Here is a 20569-nt window from a genome sequence, read left to right on the forward strand (position 1 = left end):
CCGGGGGTCAGGCCTTGTGGCCGAGGGCCCCCGGGATGCGGTTCAGGACGCTGTACGGCACGAGTCCGTACGCGTGGAAGTCGACCGCGTCGCCGCCCGCCGCCCTGACCGCGCGCACCTTGGCGGCCAGCCGGTCCTCTGAGTCGGTGTCGGGACGGCCGGGCCGGAGCACCACGCGCAGCTCCCTGTCGTTGCCGACCGAACGGCGGTAGGCGCCCACGTCGTCGGCCACCCGGGCGGCGTCCCTGGCGTAGGCGAGCACCCCGAAGGACGGCACGAGGTCGCCGAGCGCGACCAGGTCCACGCCGAGCTGCCAGGCGTCGTGCGCGGCGAGACCGGCCGGGGGCAGGCCGTCGGCGTACCCCTTCCCGTGGCCGGTGCCGTCGAGGAAGGTCAGCCTGGAGCCCTCCGCCGCCACCGCCGACGACACCTCGCTGACCAGCGAGGTCACCGTCTCAGAACGGGCTCGCGCGTACGCGACGACCTCGGGGCCCGCGTAGGCCGTGAGGGCCGCGCGCGTCACCTCGCCCTGCGCGGGCGGATCGCCGTCGAGCACCCCGCCGACGATGCGGGCGCACTCCTCGCGCGCGACCTCCGCCTTGACCCCGAGGTCGGCCGCGCGCCGCATGCACCACGAGCAGAAGCACAGGCCGAACAGGAACTCGTCCATCGGGCCGAGCGGGACGAAGCACCTCTCCTGCTGGTATCCCTGGGCGAACGCCCCAAAGTGCAGGGATTCGGCGACCACGCTGCTCACGCCCTGCCGGGCCACCGACCTCGCCAGCGCGACGGCGTACAGGCGGACGTCGGGGTGGGCCGGGCACAGGGCGGCGGGGAAGCCGCGCCCGCCGAAGCAGTCCTGCACGGTCACGTCCGGGTTGCGCAGTCCGAGCGTGACGTTGTGCAGGAACACCGCCCATCCGTGCAGGGTCATCCCCCGGTCGGCCACGGCCTCGCGCAGCGCGACGAGCGGCTCCTCGGCGGCACCGGCCTGCACGGGCGGCACCAGGCGCAGGTCGCCGAACAGGTCGGCGGGCGGCGGGAAGTGGACACCGTCGGCGCGGACGGTCACCCGCGAGGCACCGTGCGGGGTGACGTCGCGGGCCCCGTGGTAGGCGGCGGCGACCGTCACCTCGCGCACGCCGTACCCGGCGATCCGGTCGAGGACCCGGCCGACGCCCTCGTCTCGCACGTCCTCGACATAGACGTAAACCGAACCGTCCAACGCAGCCGTGCCTTTCAAGGAGCCCGCTGTGAATGACCTATGTCCCAGGCGACCCTATATCTTGACAGGTGAGCAGAGTCGGCTCCGCCGGCGGGAGGGCGTGGAGCAGATCGCGGGCGTTCTGGCGCGCGAGGTTCCATCCGCTCCACGGTTCGGAGTCTTCCAGGCTTTCCACGATGGCCATCTTCGACAGCAGGCAGCTGCGCGCCGGCTCGGGCAGGGCGTCCACCACCGGCACGGCGTCGGCCCCGAGGTCGCTGAGGTAGTTCACGTCGAGCTGTTCCACGCCGCGCTTGTGCAGCTGGGTCTCGGCGACCCGCAGGTCGGGGTTCCAGACGGCGAAGACCACCAGCGACAGTCCCGTCAGCAGCACCATCGCGCGCGGGAGCCAGCCGATCCTCTCGCCCGCCAGCCGCATGCCCCCGGCGACGATCACGAGCGCGAACACCGCGCCGAGCCACCAGATGGTCGCCCCCACCGACGCCCGCAGCCGCGACAGGCCGTAGGCGTCGGTGTAGAGCCCGAGCCGGTGCAGTGCCGAGGCGAGGATGACCAGCGTGAGGCCGCACAGCAGGCCGAGCAGCCCGGCGAGCAGCCAGCGCTCCCTGCCTCTGGGCGCGAGCACGCCGGCGGCCACGGCGACGAGGCCGAGCACGAACACGCTGACTGTGACCAGCTCGAAGAAGCCCGACCTCGCGTACTGCGCGTAGGTCAGGCCCGCCGTCTCCACGACCTTGCGGTTGCCGCCGAACAGCGTGGTGATCTGCACGCCGACGAAGGCGGCGAACAGTAGGTTCAGCGCCACCAGCGGGGTGATCCACAGGGTTCTGCTCACGCTCCCCCGCAGGTTGGGCGTGGGCGGCTCGACCGGGGGCCTCAGCGCGACGAGCGTCGCCGCCCCCACCAGCGCGGCGAACACCACGAACACGAAGATCCGGAACGGCAGGGACGAGGCCCACGCCGGGACGGTGAACAGGTCCGCGACGAAGGACGAGAACACCGCGTCGGCGGAGGCGAACAGCAGCCCGAACACGACGATCAGCACCGCGGTCAGGCCGAGCGCGGCCAGTACGGGCCCGACGCGGCGCCGGTTGAACCCCTTGAGCGGCGCCGCGAGGAACCACGGGAGCGGCAGCACCGCGAGGACGACCGACAGCCCTCCCCTGATCACTCCGAGCCAGCCGCGACCGCCTCCCGACACCGCGAGCGCGGCGACCCCGAAGCCGGCGAGGAGCATGGGGGCGACCATCCAGTCCGCGTCCCGGAAAAGGGCGACGGCGACCAGCGCGTACGCCAGGAGGCCGAACCCCACCGTCCACGGAGTGATCCGGTGACGTGCCGCGGGAAGCACGGCCGCGCCGGCGGCGACGGCCACGAGCACGGTCCCGAGCCCCGGCCTGCTGTCCGGCAGCGCGACAGCCGCCAGGAGCCCGACCGCCGCGGCCAGGAACAGCAGCCTGCGAGGCGTCTCGGGCAGGTCCGGACGCGGGAACAGCGGCGGCGGCACGTACTCCGCCCCCGGCCGCGACACCACCTGCGCCCCCGGTGTGGAGCCGGGGGCCGGTCCATCCCCAGGCTGGGAAGCGGGCACAGGCCCGTATCCCGGCTGCGAGCCGGGCATCGGCTGGGGGACGGGCCGCGAGTGCGCGGTCACGGTTGCCAGGCGGGCGCCCAGCACGGCTCCCCCCGCGGTGAAGAGCAGCATCGTCGCCACCCCGTAGAGCCCGCCGAAGAAGAACCCCACGAAGAACGCCATACACAGCCCCACGACGAACCCGCAGAGGAGCCCCAGCAGCCCGCCCGCGATCCCGGCGCCCATGCCTGAAGACATCTGCGGGGCCGGGGGCGCGGCGGCACGAACGTCCGACACCAACGTGTCCGGCCCCGCCCCGGTGGGGACCGGCACGCCTTCGGCACGAACGTCCGGCACCAACGTGTCCCGCCCCGCCCCGGTGGGGACCGGCACGCCTTCGGTACGGACCCGCTCGCCCCCGTAGGTGAGCGGGTCCATACCGGAGCGGTCCCACTCGGCCTTCACTGCGAGCGGCTCAGCGGCAGAAGGGGCTTCGGCGTGGAGAGCCTCGCTCCGGACCTGAAGGGGCTCACGCTCAGCGGCATGGGGGGGTTCAGGTGAGCCCTCTTCGCGACCGCTCACCTCCCTTTCGGGTGAGAGCTCTTTGACAGGGCTCTCCTTCGCCTCGGGGAGGAGCTCTTTCACCGGGGTCGGCTGGGGCTCGGGGAGGTGTTCGGCGTCGCGGCTCGCCCTGGGTGCGGCCGGTGCGGCGGTGGTCTGGTCGGCTTGGGGCGGTTCTCCCAGCTCGTCCGGCGCGTCACTCATGGCAGTCGTCCTTCCGGGAAGGTCGACGACCATGCGGCAGCCGACCGGGGAGTCGGCGACTCTGATCGAGCCGCCGTGCAGTTCGACGATCTCCTTGACGATGGCGAGGCCCAGGCCCGCGCCGCCCGCGTCGGCCGCCCGCGCGGTGTCGAGGCGGGAGAACCGCTCGAACACCCGGGGTCGCTCCGGCTCGGGGATGCCCGGCCCCTGGTCGGTCACGCTGAGCCGTACGCCCGCCCCCTTCGGCCGTGCTTCGAGCCAGACCATTCCGCCGGGCGGGCTGTGCCGTACGCCGTTGTCCAGCAGGTTGGCCAGCACCTGGCCGAGCAGCGCGGGATCGGCCTGGACGCCGAGCCGGGGAGACACCGCGCTCGACAGCGACACGTCGTCACGCGCGAGGCTCGCCTCCCGTACGGCCTGGCCGCACAGCGGTCCGAGCTCCACCAGCTCCGGCTCGATGGGCCGGGCGCCGGAGTCCAGCCTCGACAGGTCGAGCAGCTGGGCCACCAGGCGGCCGAGGCGCTCGGTCTGGGCCAGGGCCGTGCTGAGCGTGGCGAGGTCGGGCGGTGACACGCCGTCCACGACGTTCTCCAGCACGGCCTGCAGCCCGGTGATGGGCGTACGCAGCTCGTGGCTCACGTTGGCGACCAGCTCGCGGCGCTGCCGGTCCACCTCCTCCAGGTCCGCCGCCATCGCGTTGAAGGCCCGCGCCAGCTCGCCGACCTCGTCCCGGGATGTCGCCCTGACCCGCATCCCGTACCGGCCCTTGGCGATGATCTGGGCGACGGCGGCCATCTCGCGCAGCGGCCCGGTCATGCCCCGGCCGATCAGCTGGACCATGCCGAGGCTGAGGAACGCCGCGAGGCCCATGCGCACGGCCGGGACGATGCCGAGCAGGCGGCCGTACTCGTTGAGGGCGAAGGCCGTGGCCACCGCCAGCAGGATGACCAGCCCCAGTTTGACCTTGATCCGGCCGAGGAAGTCGAGCGGCCTCACGGCTTGACCAGTGCGTATCCGACGCCGTGGACCGTACGGACGATCCCCGCGCCGAGCTTGCGGCGCAGGGCGCGTACATGGCTGTCGACCGTGCGGGTGGCCGCGGCCTCCGAGAAGCCCCAGATGTCGGAGAGCAGCCGTTCGCGCTCGAAGACGTGGCCGGGACGTTCCGCGAGGCGCCTCAGCAGGTCGAACTCCGTGCGCGTCAGCTGGGCCTCGACCCCGCGTACGAACACCCTGCGCTCGGCGGTGTTGATCTCGACGTCGCCGACCCGGATGACGGTGTCCTCGTGCGCGAGCTGGGCCGCCCGCTCGACCCTGCGCAGCAGCGCGTGGATCCTCGCGACGAGCTCGCGCATGCTGAACGGCTTGGTGAGGTAGTCGTCGGCGCCGACGCCGAGCCCGACGAGCAGGTCGGTCTCCTCGCCGAGCGCGGTCAGCATCAGCACCGGGACGGGCCGCGCGGCCTGCATGCGGCGGCACACCTCCACTCCGTCGAGGCCCGGAAGCAGCCTGTCGAGCACGACGAGGTCCGGCTCCGCCCTCGCGTACGCCGCGAGCGCCGCCTCGCCGTCCCCCGCGATGCGGACGTCGAAGCCCTCGGCGACGAGCCGGCTCTGCAGGGCCAACGCGATGGTGCCGTCGTCCTCGACCACGAGAATGCGCCGCTGGTCTGTCACGCTCGGAAGCCTAGAACGGTCTCGTGCAGACAAACCGGGCTGATATGTGCAGATCCGATGCAGCATTGGTTAGCTTGGCCCGTGACACGATCTCTGGACGTACCCGCCTATCTCCGCCGCATCGGGCTGGACGTGCCCGCCGGCCCGCCGAGCGTGGAGTCACTGGTGCGGCTGCACACGGCCCACGTCGAGCGCGTGCCGTACGAGTTCTTCCACATCTGGCTGGACCATCCGACGACGGTCGACCCGATGGAGTCGGCCGGGCGCGTCCTCGGCGGCCGGGGCGGCTACTGCTTCCATCTCAACGGCGCGTTCTCGCTGCTGCTCGCCGAGCTGGGCTACCAGGTCACGCGGCACATGGGGGGTGTCCAGAGCTCCGCGGAGAACCCGGCGGGGGCCGTCGGCAACCACCTCGCGCTTACCGTGTCGGGGCTGCCGTCGGCCGAATGCCCAGATGGCGTCTGGTTCATCGACCTCGGCCTGGGAGACGGGATCCACGAGCCGCTCCCCCTCGTCGAGGGCGTCTACCGGCAGGGGCCCTTCGTGTACGGCCTGCGGCCTTCCGAGGCCGAGCCGGGCGGCTGGCGGTTCGACCACGATCCGCGCGGCAGCTTCCTGGGGATGGACTTCCGCCCGGAGGCCACGCCGATGTCGGCTTTCACCGAGAAACACCGGTATCTGTCGACCTCGCCGGAGTCGGGGTTCCGCCAGGTGCTGTGCGCGCAGCGGCGCGACGCCGCGGGGGTCGACTCCATGCGCGGGCTGGTGCTGTCCCGGCTCGGCTCCGAGGAGGGGACGTCGATCGTGTCGAGCCGGCGCGACTACTTCGAGGCGCTGGCCGACGTCTTCGGGCTGCACCTGGACGACGTCACCCCGCAGGCGAAGGCCGGCCTGTGGAAGCGGCTGAACGAGGCGCACGAGAAGTGGCTCGCGGGCTCCGCCTGAAAGCCCGGAACGGCTCGCGGCCACCGTTCCGGGCCCGGCCCACGTCAGCAGGCGATCGGTGCGGAGCCGAACGCGACGTCGTCGAACCAGAGCGTGTCCGCGTCACCGCCGTAGCTCTCCCAGCCGAGGCGCAGGGTCGCCGGGCGCGGCGGCGTCGTACGGCTGAGCCACTGGGAGTCGACGTCGCGGGTGGGCGTCTGGTCCAGGTGCAGGCCGGCTACCTCCTGGTTGTCCACCCACGTGCTCATCGCCTGCTTGGTGGTGTCGATCTGGTAGCGCAGGCAGACCCAGCGACCGGTGGGCAGCGGCGTGCTCAGCGCGACACCCGTGGGGCTCTGCTCGGGCAGGGTGGCGTCGTCGGACTCGCGGTTCCACTGCAGAGCGCTGTTCTGCCCGCCGATGCGCAGGTCCTTGTTGCCGTTGGCGGCGTCCGCCATCGTGATCATGGTGACGTGCGATGGGGGAAGAGCGGTCGTGTGCCTCACCCACATCCGCGCGTACACCACGGGCCCGACGGTGGAGACGTTCTTGGTGGTGCCGACGAAGATGTGGTTGCAGTACCCGCCTCCGCCGTTCACCCGGAGGGACTTGGCGCCGCTGTGCGCGGTGGACGCGTCGATCGTGGCCGTTCCGGTGCCCTGGCAGTTGGGCGTCACGACCTGCCAGTCACCGCTGGGCGTGGAGCCCGCCTGGTCGTCGAACCCCGAGCAGACCACGGCACCCGAGCACCCGGCGGGCACCGAGGGCGTGGGTGTCGGGGTAGGCGTGGGGGTGGGAGTCGGGGTGGGAGTCGGTTTCGGGGTAGGCGTGGGGGTGACGGTCGGGGTGGGCGTGACGGTGGGGGTGGGCGTCGGCGTGCCGGAGCCGTTGCAGGGGACGCCGTTGACGGTGAAGCCCGCCGGGACCGGGTTCGACGCCGCCCACGTGCCCTGGAAGCCGAAGTCCGCCGCCCCGCCGGTCGGCAGCGAGCCGTTGTACGCCAGGCTGGCGGCGCTCACGGCGGCTCCGGTCTGCGTCAGCTTCGCGTTCCACGCCGAGGTGACCTTCTGGTCGCCGCCGAACGTCCACCGCACCTCCCAGGCGGTGACGGCCGGACCGAGGTTGGTCACCTTGACCGACGCGGTGAACCCGCCGCTCCACTGGTTCACGGTGTAGTCCACCCGGCAGCCGGGGTCCGCGGCAGAGGCGGCGCGGACCGGCAGGAGCACGGCGGCGACGGCGGCCAGCATGGCGACGATGGCGAGGATCTCCCGCCTCGCGCTCCGCCGGCCCGGCCGCGTGGGCACGGGTCTCGGCGGTGGGAACGGACGGCCGGGGACGGGAGCACTCATGGATCGCTCGCTTTCTACGGAGGCCCTCTAGCAATGGGAGCGCTCCCATACGCCGGACCGGGATCGCTCTGCTGCGCTCGACCGCCGATGGTTCTCCGCGCGCGTCCAGGTGTCAACGACGTCGCCGCCCGGCCGTCACCGACCTCGGACGGCGCGGAAAGGAGCTGAATCTTTCACCTCAGAGCCGCGCGCGCAGGTCCCGCTTGAGGATCTTGCCCACGGCGTTGCGCGGCAGGCCCTCCACGATCTCCAGCCGCTCGGGGAGCTTGTAGGAGGCGATGCCCTTCTCCTTGAGGAAGTCCACGAGCGAGCGCAGGTCGACGTCGTCCCGTGGCGCGACGACCGCGCACACCCTCTCGCCCAGCACCTCGTCCGGGTACCCGATGACCGCCACCTCCACGACGGCGGGGTGCCCGGCCAGCATGGCCTCCAGCTCGGCGGGGGCGATGTTCATGCCGCCCCTGATGATCAGATCCTTCGCGCGGTCGACGTACCGAAGGTAGCGGCCGTCCGGGCCGTCGATCTCGAACACGTCACCGGTGACGAGGTAGCCCTCCTCGTCGAAGGGGTCCGCGCCGGCCGTGCCGGCGAGGTAGCCGGCGAAGACGGTGGGCCCGGAGAGGTGCAGCTCTCCCGGCCGGCCCGGCTCGGTGATCTCCTCACCGGAGACGGGGTCCACCAGCTTCACGCGGGTGGCGGCGAGGGTCCCGGGCCAGGCGCCTCCGGGGACGCCCGGCCGCGGGAAGAACCGTGCGCGCTCCTCGGGGTCCGGGATGTTCACCGGGTCGGAGAGCAGCGCGATGCCCTCGTTGGAGCCGAAGAAGTTGATGACGGCGACGCCGTACCGCTCCTGCCAGCCCTTCACCATCCACGGGGGCAGCGGAGCGGACCCCGAGCCGATGCGCGTCAGCGAGGAGATGTCATACCGGTCGAGCACCTCGGGCTTCTGCAGCAGCATCATGAGCAGCGCGGGCGGGGCCAGGGTGTAGGTGACCCGTTCGTCGGTGATCTGGTCGAGGTAGACGAGCAGGTCGAACGGGTGGTGCTGGACCATCTGGAACCCGGTGCGCAGCCAGGGCAGGAAGACGCCGCCGATGCCGGCCATGTTGACCATCGGGAACGGGTTGAGCACCACGTCGTCCCCGGTGAGCGCGGGCGCGGCGGTGGTGTTCGACTCGACCGCGAACCAGTCGTAGTGGCAGCGGGGCACACCCTTGGGCGTCGCCTCGGTGCCCGAGGTCCAGCAGATGGTCACGCGGTCGTTCGGGTCGGTGTCGAGGCCCTTGAGGTGGGCGGCGAGCATCGCGGGGTCGGCGATCGCGGTCTCCAGGTCCCGGGCGGGATCGCCCCAGGCGAGCACGATCGGGGGCGAGGGCACGTCGAGCCTGCGGACGATCTCGGCGTTGTCCCGGTCGCCGACGCGCTCGGCGGTGACGAACACCTTGACCGCCGCAGGCGGGATGACCTGCGCCAGCTCGTACTCGCGGTACTGCACAGGAAGGGGGGTGACCACGGCGCCGATCCTGGCCACCGCGAGGAACGTCACCGCGAGCTCCACGCTGTTCGGAAGCTGGACGGCCACGACATCACCCTGGACGACACCGGTCTCCAGCAGGACCGCGGCGATCCTGTCGGCCTCCGCGCCCAGCTGGGCCCAGGTCAGCCGCCGGGCCGGGCCGTCCATCAGGCTCGGCTTGTTGAGCGGGTCGACGATCGCGACGGCGTCCGGCCGCGTGCTCACCTGCTCCCTGAACAGCCCGTCGACGGTGTCGCCGGTCCACCATCCACCCGAAGTGAAGCGCTCAACACGCTGTGGGGGGTGCAGCCTCATCGCGACTCCCATCGTGGATGGAGCGACACTACGAAGACAGAAGCCAGCAGGTCAATGGCGGGCGGGCACATCCTCGCCGGAGGAAGCGGTGAAAGGCGGGGGGCGCAGGTGCTCCGGCACGTCGAAGTGGACCTCACGGCGCTCCAGCGCCTGGTGGCACGCCCGGCACAGCAGGACGGGGCGCAGCGCGGCGCCGCAGGGCTTGTGCGTGATGGTCAGGCCGGACCCCTCCGGAGCGGGCAGCTCCCTTTGGGCCCAGTCGGTGAGGAAGGCGAAGACCTCGAAGAAGGCGAGCCCCTTGTCGGTGAGCCGGTAGAGCCGGTACGAATCCGTCCGCAGCACCCCGAGCTCGACGAACCGCTTGAGCCGCTCGGTGAGCACCGACGGCGCGATGCCGAACTCGCCCTGGAAGTCGACGAAGCGCCGGATGCCGAGGAAGGCCGCCGCCAGGATCGTGGTGCTCCAGCGGTCGCCCAGGATCTCCATCGAGTGGGGGCAGTAGCCGAGGAAGTCGGCCCTGTCGTCGCCGCGCACGGTGCGGCGGTGGTGGCGCGGCACCCCGACGCGGGCGAACGTCGCGAGGGGGCCGCGCTCGGTGTGGGTGTCCCGGGCGGACATCGGCTCGCGGCACGCCCCACAGGCCAGGTACGGCCGCGCGTCGTTCCCGCAGGCGTCATGGGTCAGCGTGAGCAGGTCGGGACGGTCGGCCCAGTCGCGCTCCCAGCTGTGGATCGCGACGAGGAAGGCCCACAGCCGCAGCCCCCTGCCGGTCAGCCGGTACTCGTAGCGGATGCGGCCGTCGCGGTAGGCGGCCGTCTCGAAGATGCCGTGCTTCACCAGTTCCTTGAGCCGGGCCGCGAGCACGGACTCGGAGATGCCGAGCTCGTCGCGCCACGCGGCGAAGGTGCGGATCCGCAGGAGGAAGGCCCGCTGGAGTATGAGCAGGACCCATCGGTCGCCGAGGATGCCCAGCGCACGCCCTATGGCGCTGAGATCGGTATTGAGATCGGCGCTGTCCCCGCCGTCCTGATCGCGGCCTGCGGCCATCACCGGCGGCTCCTTCGTCTCCACCGCGCCGACTCTGAACAGCGCTCCCCGGACGGGAGGCCTGGCAGGCGCGTTGACTAGCTGACTTTTTCTATCGTAGTTTCCAGTGATGAGGGAACAGCCGACGGCGGTCGCGACGGTGATGGACGAGTCGGGCGAGCCGAACCCGTATCTCCTCGGTGTCTACGCACCGGTACACGACGAGATCACCGCAGATGATCTCCAGGTCATCGGCGAGATCCCCCGCGACCTGAACGGCGTCTACCTGCGCAACGGGCCCAACGCGCGCCACCCGATGAGGGGCCGCTACCACTGGTTCGACGGCGACGGCATGGTCCACGCCATGCACTTCGAGAACGGCCGCGCGCGCTACCGCAACCGCTACGTGCGCACCAGCGCCTTCGAGGCCGAGTCCGCCGCCGGGAGGTCGCTGTGGACCGGTGTCATGGAGAGCCCGAAGGGCAATCCGTTCGGCAACACCCGCGGGCTCAACCTGAAGGACTCCGCCAACACCGATGTGATCTTCCACCGGGGCAAGGTGCTCGCCACGTGGTACCTGTGCGGGTCGCCGTACTCGCTCGACCCGCTCTCGCTGGAGACCCTCGGCGCCCAGACCTTCCTGGACACGCTGACCGGCGACTTCATGGCCCATCCGAAGGTCGACGAGCGCACGGGCGAGCTGTTCTGGTTCGACTACGGGCCGCGGAAGCCGTACCTCAGGTACGGGGTGGTCGGCGCGGGAGGCGAGGTCGAGCACTGCGTGGAGCCGGACCTCCCCGGAGCCCGGCTGCCGCACGACATGGCGATCACCGAGAACCACGCGGTCCTCATGGACCTGCCGCTCTACCAGGACCTCGACGCCGCGCGGCAGGGAAGGTACAGGCTGACCTTCGACCGCGAGTTGCCCTCGCGCTTCGGCGTCATACCCCGCCGGGGCCTCGCGAACGAGATCCGCTGGTTCGAGGCCAAGCCTTGCTACATCTACCACGTGGTCAACGCCTGGGAGTCCGTGGACGAGATCACCATGGACGTCTGCCGGGTGTCGCGCCCGGCTCCCAGCGGCGACGGCGGCCCCCTGGCGCGCATGCTGTCGTACCTCAAGCTCGACGCCCGGATGTACCGGTACCGCTTCGACCTGCGCACCGGGCGGACCTCGGAGGGTTTCGTGGACGAGGGCCACAACACCGAGTTCCCGTCGATCGACGCCCGGCAGACCGGATATGCCACGCGATACGCGTACAACGTGTCCGTGATGGACGCCGACACCAACCTGTTCGACGGCCTCGTGCGCTACGACAACGTGACCGGCGAGAAGCAGGTGCACCGCTTCGGCGAGCACCGCTACGGCAGCGAGGCGCCGTTCGCTCCCCGCGACGGCTCGACCGGTGAGGACGAGGGCTATCTCGTGACCTTCGTCACCGACGAGCGTGAGGGCACCTCGGAGGTCCAGATCCTCTCCGCTTCCGACCTCACGGCGGGGCCGATCGCGCGGGTCCTGATCCCGCGGCGCGTCCCCCTCGGCTTCCACGCCACCTGGGTCAGATCGGACCAGCTGCGCTGAGCCGGAGTAACCAAGCAGATACGTATATGACCCATAAAACGGAATCAAATGGAAGTGGTGAGGAGTGTCCCGTATGAGGTTGACTAAGCGTCTCGCAAGGACGGTGTCGGGGGCATGCCGTACGAGGCACGACGGCTCCCCCGGGCTATGGCAGGAGCATTACACATGAGGCTCAGCGTCTCCCTCGGGCTGTGGCAGGACCGCCCGGCGGACGAGGCGGTTCGGACCGCTCAGATCGCGGACGAGCTCGGCTACCCCGAGGTATGGGTCGGCGAGATGGCGACGTACGACGCCTTCGCCCTCGCCACGGCGATCGGCGCGCGTACCGGCCGGGCCGCGCTCACGGTGGGGCCGCTGGCGGTGAGCGTGCGGGACCCCATGATGATCGCGATGGGAGCCGCCTCGGTCGCGGAGCTCACGGGCAGGCAGGTCAACGTCGCGCTCGGCACCTCAAGCCCGATGGTCGTGGAGGAGTGGCACGGGCGGTCCAGGGCCGGTTCGGGCACGGCGCTACGTGAGGCCGTCCAGGCGCTGCGGCCTCTGCTCGACGGGGAGAGGTCCGACTTCCCGGGTACCCGGGTCTCCAGCAAGGGCTACCGGCTACGGCTGCCCGCACCCCGGTCGGAGCTCACCGTCGCCGCTTTCGGCCCCGGCGCGGTGGCCACGGCCGCGCTCGCGGATCGCATGGTGCTCAACCTCCTCACCCCCGCCTCCGCCGCCCGCCTGATCACCGACCTGCGCCTGCTCACGCCCGCCACGCGGGCCGCCGCCTGGGTGACCGCGGCGGTGGATCCCGGCCCGGCCGCGATCGAGCAGATCCGGCGCGGCGTGGTGCCCTACCTGGCCGCCCCGGGGTACGGCGAGATGTTCACCGAGGCCGGCTTCGGGGACGTGGTCCGGTACGCCCGGACCCTGCCGCACCCCCGGGACCTGCTCGCCGCGATCCCGGACGCCCTGCTGGAGTCGGTCGCGCTGATCGGCGACTCGGTCGAGATCATGGACCGCCTGGACGCCTACGCGGAGGCGGGTGTGGACGAGGTCGCGCTCGTGCCCGTCAGCACCGACGCCGACCCCTGCGGCGAGGCGACGCTCAAGGCCCTCGCCGACTAGCCACCCCACACGGCACCGGCCCCCGAATCCCGGCGGCGCCGCGAATGGAACTCGGGCCGGGCGGCCACACGTTGGAGGGACGACGCAGAATGGGCGGTGGGGACCACCCCCGCTCGGCGAAGAGAAAGGCCCGGCCATGTCGCCAGTCGCAAAGTATTACGTGGGCGCGGGGATCGCCTCCGTACTCGCCCTTCTCCTGCTGCCGTCCCTGGTCGCATGGGTTCTGGTCCTGGCCGTGCTGGCCGGGCCCGTGGTGGTGTACTTCATGCTGGACGAGTCGCAGCGCACCCGGCTCCGCCGGATCCGGCGGCGGCAGATCGGCCGCTGATCACCGGCACGACGACCGCGTGACCGGACGGGACGGGACGACCGTCCGCGCACGCGGTCGTCCGCGATCAGCCGGGCTGGTGCTCGAAGCGCGGTCAGGCAGGGGCGACGGCGATCTGCTCCTGCACGCGCTGAGTCACCTTGCGCTCGATGAAGAACGACAGGAACGGCACGGTGCCGGCCAGCAGCACGCCCAGGATGTACGGCCAGGACCAGCGTGCCTTGAGCCCTAGGTTCAGCGCGGTCAGGAGATACACGGCATAGATGAAGCCGTGCACGGGGCCGACGACGGCGACGGGCGTGGCGTTGCCGAAGACGTACTTCACGACCATGGCGCCCACGAGCGCGAGCAGCATGCAGCCGACGATGTAGGCCATCACCCGGAAGGGCTTGAGCGCGGATTCCACAGTGATCATTACCTCGCTTGGAGAGCGGTCACCACACGATATCCGGGCATGGGGGTGGTCAGCCCTGCGGGGACGCGCTGAGCTCGGGCGCGGGGGCGCCGGCGGCCCGGCCGGCACGCACGGCGTCCCGTACGAAGTGGAACCACATGAAGACGGCGAACGCCGCGAAGATCCACCACTGGGCGGCGTAGGCGAGGTTCCGCCAGGCGAAGCCGCCCCCCTCGGTGGGCGGGGGGGCGTCCACCAGACGAGAGGCCGGCGCCCGGGAGACCGGCGCCGTGGCCACCACGAACCCGTCCTGCAGCCGGACGCCCTGCCAGACGTTGATCAGCTCTGACGTCGAGACGGTCGCCACCTGGCCCGCCGGGAGCGGGGAGGTCCGCCTCCTGGCGAAGTCCGTGGGCTCGGACGGCTGCAGGCGCCCGCTCACGCTGACCGTCCCCGCCGGTACGGCCGTCGCCGGGTCGGCCGGGGACGCGACCCACCCGCGCACGACGGGCACCAGAGTGCCGCCGGCCAGCTTCAGAGGGGTCAGCAGCCAGTAGCCGGCGTCCTTGCTCGCGCCGCCGCCTGCCTCCACGGTGGGCGCGCGCTCCGCCACGAGCAGCTGACGTGACGCGTCGAACGTGCCCTGCGCGGTGACCTTGCGGCCTATCGCCTCCACGGGCACGCGGCTGCCGGCCTCGACGAGCGTGGACAGCGCGACCGGCGCCGGGTCCATCACGACGTGGGGACGCCCGGACTCCTCGAACACTCCCAGTTGCCAGCGCCCGAGAAAGGTGAACGAGATCAGCACCCCGATCGTCACCAGGTGGAGGCCCACGAGGCGGGGCGAGAACAACGTCCGGAGCATGCCCCCACGCTATCCGCCCTGCCCCGTGGTCCCGTCTCCGGTCCTGCTCAGGCACGGCGGGCACAGCCGATCGGGGATCGGTTCCACGGAGTGAGGCCGAAGTGGCATAAACAGCGTCAAGTCACCTCCGTGGTCGATAAAGTCATGCCCATGTCCGAACCTCAGATTGACCCTGCGGGAAACACCCAGCAGTTCAAGGCCTTCGCGCAGCGCCAGGAGCCCGAGCCCGTCGCGCCGCAGCGGTCCTACCTGGTTCCCGCGATCGCCGTGGTCGCCGCCGTCATCGTCGTCGCCGTGGTCGTCTTCCTGCTCCTCCGGTAGGGCCCGGCCGCGCGTAGCAGCCCGCGCCGCCGGCCTCGCGCCGTCGGCGCTTTTCCCGTACCCGGAAATATCCCTGTAAGGCCGATTCAAGGTGGGGATGGACCAGGACGACACCGGTGTCTAAATTAGACCTGAGTCCAATACGGGGTGAAGGAGATGGCATGGCGGCCACGGGCCCCGGCATCACGATCATCGGCTCCGGCTTCGCCGGGCTGTGCATGGCGATCAAGCTCAAGGACGCCGGGTACCACGACTTCGTCATCCTCGAGAAGGACTCCGACCTCGGCGGCACCTGGCGCGACAACACCTACCCCGGATGCGCCTGCGACGTTCCCTCCCCGATGTACTCCTTCTCCTTCGAGCTCAACCCCGAGTGGACGCGGCTGTTCGCCCCGCGGCAGGAGATCTGGGACTACATGCGGGCATGCGTGGAGAAGTACGACCTCGCGCCCCACTTCCGCTTCGGGAAGGAAGTCAGCGGGCTCGAATACCTCGACGAGACCAACCGCTGGCGGGTGAGCACCGGCGACGGCGCGACCTTCACGACGAACGCGGTGGTCTCGGGCATCGGGGCCCTGCACGTCCCGTCCCTCCCGGAGATCCCCGGACGGGAGACCTTCGCCGGACCGTCGTTCCACTCCGCGAGCTGGGACCACTCCTGCGACCTGACCGGCAAGCGCGTCGCGGTGATCGGCACCGGGGCCTCCGCCGTCCAGTTCGTCCCCCAGATCGCCGGCCGGGCCGAGCGGCTGCACGTCTTCCAGCGGACCGCCCCGTGGATCCAGCCGAAGCCCGACATCCCGCTCTCGAAGCGGACCCGCAAGGCGCTCAGGACACTGCCCCTGGCCGGGCGGGCGCTGCGCACCGGGGTCTACTGGCTCCTGGAGACCCGCGCCCTCGGGTTCACCGTCGACCCGCGCCTGATGAAGGTCCACCAGGCGGTGGCCGAACGCCACCTGACCGCCCAAGTGCCCGACGCGGAGCTGCGCGCCAAGCTGACGCCCGGCTACACCATCGGCTGCAAGCGCATCCTGCTCTCCGACGACTACTACCCCGCCCTCTGCCGCGACGACGTCGAGCTGGTCACCGACCGGATCACCGAGATCCGCGAGCACTCGGTCGTCGACGCGACCGGCAGGGAGCACCCGGTGGACGTGATCATCTACGGCACCGGCTTCAAGGTCACCGAAGCGCTGGCCGAGCAGCGGATCATCGGCAGGAACGGGCTGAAGATCCAGGACGCGTGGCGCGACGGCATCCAGGCCTACCTCGGCACCGCCACGGCGGGCTTCCCCAACCTGTTCTTCCTGCTCGGCCCGAACACCGGGCTCGGGCACACCTCGGTCGTCTTCATGATCGAGGCCCAGGTGCGGTACGTCATGTCCTGCCTGCGCCTGCTGTCGTCCACCCGGGCGAGGGCACTGGACGTCCGGCCCGAGGCGCAGCGGGCGTACAACGACAGGCTCCAGGAACGGCTGGAGCGCCTGGTCTGGTCCGAGGGCGGCTGCGTGAGCTGGTACCTCGACGACAAGGGCAGGAACCGCACGCTGTGGCCCGGCTTCACGTTCGAGTTCTGGGCGCGAACCCGGAACGTGAAGCCGGAGGCCTACGAGCTGATCCGCTAGGGCCGCGCGGAGACCACCAGGGCACTGCCCCCGCCCCTGCGGGACGGCTCCGCGGCCGCCTGGACCTTGCCACGACCGAGGAACTCAAGCCCGGTGGCCGCGCCGATCTCCCCGACCGGCGGGCCGGGGGCGATCGTCAGGGTGTGGCCCTTGGCGGTCAGCTCGGCTCCGTAGCGGTCGATGAAACCCTGCTCGGCCTGCGTCGCGGCGGCGTTGCGCTGGCTGCCCCTCGGCGCGGCGATCGCGTCGGGCAGGGACATGCCGAACTCGTAGCGGTTGACGAGGATCTGCAGCACCGTCGTGATGATCGTCGCGCCGCCCGGCGAGCCCACCGCGAGGAGAGGCTTGCCGTTCTTCAGCACGATCGTCGGGGCCATGGACGAGCGGGGCCGCTTGCCGGGGGCCGGGAGGTTCGGGTCGCCGGGGGCCGGGCCGAAGGTGAAGTCGGTCAGCTCGTTGTTCAGCAGGAAGCCCCGGCCGGGGACGACCATGCCGTTGCCGCCGGTCTGCTCGATCGTGATGTTGTACGCCGCGACGTCGCCCCAGCGGTCGGCCACGACCAGGTGGGTGGTCTCGGGCCCCTCAGGCTTCTCGGCGGCGCCGGATCCTCCGGTCTTGGCGGCCTCGTCGGCCGCCAGCGGCTTGCCCTCGATCTGGCACCCGCCGTACGAGCCGTCGGGGGACCCGGGCGCGGCGGGGTTCGGCATCGCGACCTCGCCGATCAGGCAGGCGCGCTCCTTGGCGAACCCGTCGGACAGCAGCCCCTTGAGCGGCACGTCGACGTAGGCCGGGTCGCCCACGAACTTGTTGCGGTCGGCGAAGGCGAGGCGGGAGGCCTCCAGGTATTCGTGGACGCCGACCTTGGGCAGGGCTTCGAGGATGTTCAGCGCCTCGCCGACCGTGGAACCGCCGGAGGAAGGCGGCGCCATGCCGTACACGTCCATGCCGTTGTAACCGATCTTGCTCGGAGCGCGCTCAAGCGCACGGTAGGCCCGCAGGTCGGAGACCTCCATCAGGCCCGGCCGCACCACCCGCGTGGAGCCCGGCCTCACCGGGGGCGACTTGACGGTCGCCACGACCTCCTCGCCGAGCTTGCCGCCGTACAGCCAGTCGCCGCCGCGCCGGCCCAGCTCGCGGTAGGTCGCGGCGAGGTCGGGGTTACGGAAGACCGAGCCGACGGGCGGCGGCGCGCCGTTCGGCAGGTAGAGGGAGGCGGTGGAGGTGAAGTCCGCGAAGCGCGCGGCGTTCTGCGCGGTCTGGTCATAGAAGGTCTGGTCGACCGTGAAGCCCTTGGTGGCGACGTCCACCGCCGGCTGGAGCGCCTGCTTGAGCGAGAGGGTGCCGAAGCGCCGCAGCGCCAGCTCCCACTGCGCGACGCTGCCGGGCACGCCCACCGACAGGCCGCTGGTCACGGCGGTGTCGAACGGGATGGCCACGCCGTTCTGCTGGAACGAGGTCTCCGTCATCGCCTGGGGGGCCTTCTCGCGGCCGTCGAAGGTGACGACCTTGCCGTGGCGGGCGTCGTAGTAGACCAGGAACCCGCCGCCCGACAGGCCCGCGGAGTACGGCTCGGTCACGCCCAGTGTGGCGGCTCCCGCGACGGCCGCGTCCATGGCGTTGCCGCCCTGCTTCAGGACGCTCAGCGCCGCCTTGCTCGCGTCGAGGTCGACGGTGGAGACGGCTCCGCCGTACCCCTCGGCGACGGGAACCTTGGCCGGCTGCCCGTGCCCCTGGGCACCGGGGTCGCCCGGCGCGCGGGCGGCGGCGGGCGGTATGACGAATGCCAGAGAGGCGGCGACCCCTACGAAGGGCACGGCCAGGCGGCGAAAGCTCATGCTGGACCTCATTCCTAGATCGCACCAGCATTGACTCATAGCTTCACAACCGTGGTCAATTGTGATCAAAGTGTCCGCATGCGGCCATGCCGCCGGGCAGAGGTGTTCACATGGAGTGTTCAGAGTGTAACGCAGGGCTCCCGTCGCGGCGCACGGTACGCCGGGCAACGTAGGCGGGACTGCCACGCTGGGACGATGCGCTGGTCAGCGGGCTGACGTACCGTTCTGGACGTGCGCACGAAACGACCCCAATGGTTCGACTCCACGCTCCCGTTGCTCGCGGCCATGGGGCAGGTCTGGGGTTCGATGGCCGCGCAGAGGGGTCAGATCCACCCGGCCGACCCCGGCACCCGGGTCCCGCTCGACACCCTTGGCTTGGCGCTGCTCACAGTGGGCCCGGCCGCGCTGGTCGCGCGCCGTGCGCACCCGGCGGCGACGCTGTGGGTGACGATCGTGGCGACCTGCGTCTACGTCTACGGGGGCTTCGCCTACGGGCCCGTGTTCATCAGCCCCATCTTCGCGATCGTCAACGCGGTCATGACCGGGCATCGCCGGGCCGCGTGGGCCGCGGGTGGCGTCCTCTTCCTCTTCTTCTTCGCCTACGCCACCTGGCTGCTCCCCCACTCCCAGGGCTGGCTCCACCACGGGAGTGTCGGGGCGATCATCCTGGTCGTGCTCACCGGGGCCGAGATGGCCCGCGCCCGGCGCGAGCAGCGCATGGAGCGCGAGCGGGTCGAAGAGGAGGAGGCCAGGCGGCAGGCGAGCGAGGAGCGCCTGACCATGGCGCAGGAGCTGCACGACGTGCTCGGGCACAGCATCTCGCTCATACACGTCCAGGCGTCCACGGCCCTGCACCTCATCGACGAGCATCCCGAGCAGGCGCGCACCGCTCTCGCGACCATCAAGCAGGCCAGCAAGGACGTGCTCACCGAGATGCGGTCGGTGCTCGGCGTGCTGCGCGACGGCGCCCCCCGATCGCCGGCGGCGGGCCTCGGCCAGCTCGACGAGCTGATCGAGCGGACGGGCCTGTCCGTCACCAGGGAGACCGTGGGGACTCCCCGCCCGCTGCCCGCCGGAGTCGAGCGGGCGACCTACCGGATCATCCAGGAGTCGCTCACCAACGTCGCCAAGCACGCGCCCGGCTCCCGGGCCACGGTGACGATCGCGTACGGCCCGGAGGAGCTGTGCGTCCGCGTCACCGACAGCGGCGCGACCGTGCCGAGCGCGCTGACCGGCGAGGGGGGCGGCAACGGCATCCCCGGGATGCGCGAGCGCGCCGCCGCCCTCGGCGGCTCGCTGACCGCCCATGCCCATCAGGCCGGCTTCCTCGTCGAGGCCCGCCTTCCGATCCCGCCCGTGGCGGACGCCGAACCCCCCGAGGAAACCGAGTGATCAAGATCCTGCTGGCGGACGACCAGGCTCTCGTGCGGGCGGGCTTCCGCGCCCTGCTCGACGCCCAGGATGGCATGACCGTGGTGGCCGAGGCGTCCGACGGCGCCGAGGCCGTCAGGCTGGCCGAGCGGCACCGGCCGGACGTGGTGCTGATGGACATCCGCATGCCGGGGATGGACGGCCTCACCGCGACGCGCGAGATGCCCGACCACATCAAGGTCATCATCCTCACCACCTTCGAGCTGGACGAGTACGTCTTCGAGGCGCTCCGGGGCGGGGCCAGCGGCTTCCTGGTCAAGGACACCGAGCCGGCCGAGCTGATCCAGGCCGTGCGCGTCGTCGCGGTGGGCGAGGCGCTGCTGTCGCCCAGCGTGACCCGCCGGCTGATCGCCGAGTACGCCTCGCGGGCGAAGGAGCCGCACATCACGGCCGGGCTCGAACAGCTCACCGACCGCGAGCGCGAGGTCCTCACGCTGGTCGCCACCGGTATGACCAATGACGAGATCGCCGCCAAGCTGTTCATGGCGCCCGCCACGGCCAAGACCCACGTGAGCCGGGCCATGATGAAGCTCCACGCCCGCGACCGGGCCCAGCTCGTCGTCATCGCCTACGAGTCCGGCCTGGTCAAGCCCGGCTGGTTCTGACCCCGCGGAGCGCGGGCCGACCCGCTCGGCCTCGCATGCCCTGTCCCCTGCCGTGCGTACGCCCCTGGGAGTAGCGGGCGGGCCGCGGCGGAGGCTCCGGG

At 71.4% G+C, this 20569-nt stretch carries 17 protein-coding genes; 8 read left to right on the forward strand and 9 right to left on the reverse strand.

What is annotated here, in order from left to right; all coding sequences use genetic code 11:
* Positions 1-7: 7 nt before the first annotated feature.
* Genes AB0O34_RS15320 through AB0O34_RS15330 form a run of 3 tightly spaced genes read right to left on the reverse strand, consistent with a single transcriptional unit; the run spans position 8 to position 5239 of the window.
* Positions 8-1225, reverse strand: coding sequence for a hypothetical protein (locus AB0O34_RS15320; RefSeq protein WP_363915984.1), 1218 nt, complete (start codon positions 1223-1225; stop codon positions 8-10).
* A gap of 37 nt (positions 1226-1262) precedes the next feature.
* Entirely contained in the window at positions 1263-4559 is a 3297-nt protein-coding gene (locus tag AB0O34_RS15325; RefSeq protein WP_363915985.1) for a DUF4153 domain-containing protein, read from the reverse strand.
* A complete protein-coding gene (locus AB0O34_RS15330; RefSeq protein WP_363915986.1) occupies positions 4556-5239 on the reverse strand; it encodes a response regulator transcription factor in 684 nt (227 codons plus the stop codon). The genes AB0O34_RS15325 and AB0O34_RS15330 overlap by 4 nt, the downstream gene beginning before the upstream one ends.
* 81 nt (positions 5240-5320) lie before the next feature.
* Here AB0O34_RS15330 and AB0O34_RS15335 point away from each other — a divergent pair, with 81 nt between their 5' ends.
* Positions 5321-6184, forward strand: coding sequence for an arylamine N-acetyltransferase (locus AB0O34_RS15335; protein WP_363915987.1), 864 nt, complete (start codon positions 5321-5323; stop codon positions 6182-6184).
* A 44-nt stretch (positions 6185-6228) separates the two neighbouring features.
* On the opposite strand, the gene AB0O34_RS15340 is transcribed toward AB0O34_RS15335, so the two are convergent.
* The 3 genes from AB0O34_RS15340 to AB0O34_RS15350 all read right to left on the reverse strand — a co-directional run bounded on the left by AB0O34_RS15340 (position 6229) and on the right by AB0O34_RS15350 (position 10393).
* The gene (locus AB0O34_RS15340; RefSeq protein WP_363915988.1) at positions 6229-7515 is read right to left on the reverse strand and encodes a cellulose-binding domain-containing protein; all 1287 of its coding nucleotides are present in this window, start codon (positions 7513-7515) and stop codon (positions 6229-6231) included.
* Between the two features lie 178 nt (positions 7516-7693).
* Positions 7694-9346 carry a class I adenylate-forming enzyme family protein gene (locus tag AB0O34_RS15345; RefSeq protein ID WP_363915989.1) on the reverse strand — a complete coding sequence of 551 codons (1653 nt, stop codon included), beginning with the start codon at positions 9344-9346 and terminating at the stop codon, positions 7694-7696.
* A 51-nt stretch (positions 9347-9397) separates the two neighbouring features.
* On the reverse strand, positions 9398-10393 hold the full coding sequence (locus tag AB0O34_RS15350) for a helix-turn-helix domain-containing protein (RefSeq protein WP_363916036.1): 996 nt from the start codon (positions 10391-10393) through the stop codon (positions 9398-9400).
* 109 nt (positions 10394-10502) lie between these two features.
* Between AB0O34_RS15350 and AB0O34_RS15355 the strand changes: the two genes are divergently transcribed.
* From AB0O34_RS15355 to AB0O34_RS15365, 3 genes are all read left to right on the forward strand, one after another.
* Positions 10503-11954, forward strand: a complete 1452-nt coding sequence (locus AB0O34_RS15355; protein ID WP_363915990.1) for a carotenoid oxygenase family protein — start codon at positions 10503-10505, stop codon at positions 11952-11954.
* A gap of 165 nt (positions 11955-12119) precedes the next feature.
* Entirely contained in the window at positions 12120-13064 is a 945-nt protein-coding gene (locus AB0O34_RS15360; RefSeq protein ID WP_363915991.1) for an LLM class F420-dependent oxidoreductase, read from the forward strand.
* A 136-nt stretch (positions 13065-13200) separates the two neighbouring features.
* On the forward strand, positions 13201-13392 hold the full coding sequence (locus AB0O34_RS15365; protein ID WP_363915992.1) for a hypothetical protein: 192 nt from the start codon (positions 13201-13203) through the stop codon (positions 13390-13392).
* A gap of 94 nt (positions 13393-13486) precedes the next feature.
* Here the strand turns inward: AB0O34_RS15365 and AB0O34_RS15370 are convergent, their stop codons facing one another.
* Positions 13487-13798, reverse strand: coding sequence for a DUF3817 domain-containing protein (locus AB0O34_RS15370; protein WP_363915993.1), 312 nt, complete (start codon positions 13796-13798; stop codon positions 13487-13489).
* Between the two features lie 58 nt (positions 13799-13856).
* On the reverse strand, positions 13857-14651 hold the full coding sequence (locus tag AB0O34_RS15375) for an SURF1 family protein (RefSeq protein ID WP_363915994.1): 795 nt from the start codon (positions 14649-14651) through the stop codon (positions 13857-13859).
* 150 nt (positions 14652-14801) lie between these two features.
* On the opposite strand from AB0O34_RS15375, the gene AB0O34_RS15380 reads away from it, so the two are divergent.
* Together AB0O34_RS15380 and AB0O34_RS15385 are read left to right on the forward strand one after the other, a co-directional pair.
* Positions 14802-14972 carry a hypothetical protein gene (locus AB0O34_RS15380; RefSeq protein ID WP_363915995.1) on the forward strand — a complete coding sequence of 57 codons (171 nt, stop codon included), beginning with the start codon at positions 14802-14804 and terminating at the stop codon, positions 14970-14972.
* Between the two features lie 161 nt (positions 14973-15133).
* Positions 15134-16597, forward strand: coding sequence for an NAD(P)/FAD-dependent oxidoreductase (locus tag AB0O34_RS15385; protein WP_363915996.1), 1464 nt, complete (start codon positions 15134-15136; stop codon positions 16595-16597).
* Here AB0O34_RS15385 and ggt read toward each other — a convergent pair.
* Positions 16594-18432, reverse strand: coding sequence for a gamma-glutamyltransferase (gene ggt, locus AB0O34_RS15390; RefSeq protein ID WP_363915997.1), 1839 nt, complete (start codon positions 18430-18432; stop codon positions 16594-16596). The genes AB0O34_RS15385 and ggt overlap by 4 nt on opposite strands.
* 231 nt (positions 18433-18663) lie before the next feature.
* On the opposite strand from ggt, the gene AB0O34_RS15395 reads away from it, so the two are divergent.
* Complete coding sequence (locus tag AB0O34_RS15395) at positions 18664-19824, forward strand: histidine kinase (RefSeq protein WP_363915998.1); 1161 nt, start codon at positions 18664-18666, stop codon at positions 19822-19824.
* Positions 19821-20468 (forward strand): response regulator transcription factor, encoded by a 648-nt coding sequence (locus AB0O34_RS15400; protein ID WP_363915999.1) that lies wholly within the window; start codon positions 19821-19823, stop codon positions 20466-20468. The genes AB0O34_RS15395 and AB0O34_RS15400 overlap by 4 nt, the downstream gene beginning before the upstream one ends.
* Positions 20469-20569: the final 101 nt, after the last annotated feature.

It is taken from the genome of Sphaerisporangium sp. NPDC088356 (assembly GCF_040685555.1).
In the GTDB taxonomy this organism is placed as follows: Bacteria; Actinomycetota; Actinomycetes; order Streptosporangiales; family Streptosporangiaceae; genus Sphaerisporangium.

Coding starts and splice junctions, on each gene's coding strand:
- AB0O34_RS15340 (WP_363915988.1), bottom strand. CDS start 7,515: ATGAGTGCTCCCGTCCCCGGCCGTCCGTTCCCACCGCCGAGACCCGTG.
- AB0O34_RS15345 (WP_363915989.1), bottom strand. CDS start 9,346: ATGAGGCTGCACCCCCCACAGCGTGTTGAGCGCTTCACTTCGGGTGGA.
- AB0O34_RS15350 (WP_363916036.1), bottom strand. CDS start 10,393: ATGGCCGCAGGCCGCGATCAGGACGGCGGGGACAGCGCCGATCTCAAT.
- AB0O34_RS15355 (WP_363915990.1), top strand. CDS start 10,503: ATGAGGGAACAGCCGACGGCGGTCGCGACGGTGATGGACGAGTCGGGC.
- AB0O34_RS15360 (WP_363915991.1), top strand. CDS start 12,120: ATGAGGCTCAGCGTCTCCCTCGGGCTGTGGCAGGACCGCCCGGCGGAC.
- AB0O34_RS15365 (WP_363915992.1), top strand. CDS start 13,201: ATGTCGCCAGTCGCAAAGTATTACGTGGGCGCGGGGATCGCCTCCGTA.
- AB0O34_RS15375 (WP_363915994.1), bottom strand. CDS start 14,651: ATGCTCCGGACGTTGTTCTCGCCCCGCCTCGTGGGCCTCCACCTGGTG.
- AB0O34_RS15380 (WP_363915995.1), top strand. CDS start 14,802: ATGTCCGAACCTCAGATTGACCCTGCGGGAAACACCCAGCAGTTCAAG.
- AB0O34_RS15385 (WP_363915996.1), top strand. CDS start 15,134: ATGGCGGCCACGGGCCCCGGCATCACGATCATCGGCTCCGGCTTCGCC.
- ggt (WP_363915997.1), bottom strand. CDS start 18,432: ATGAGCTTTCGCCGCCTGGCCGTGCCCTTCGTAGGGGTCGCCGCCTCT.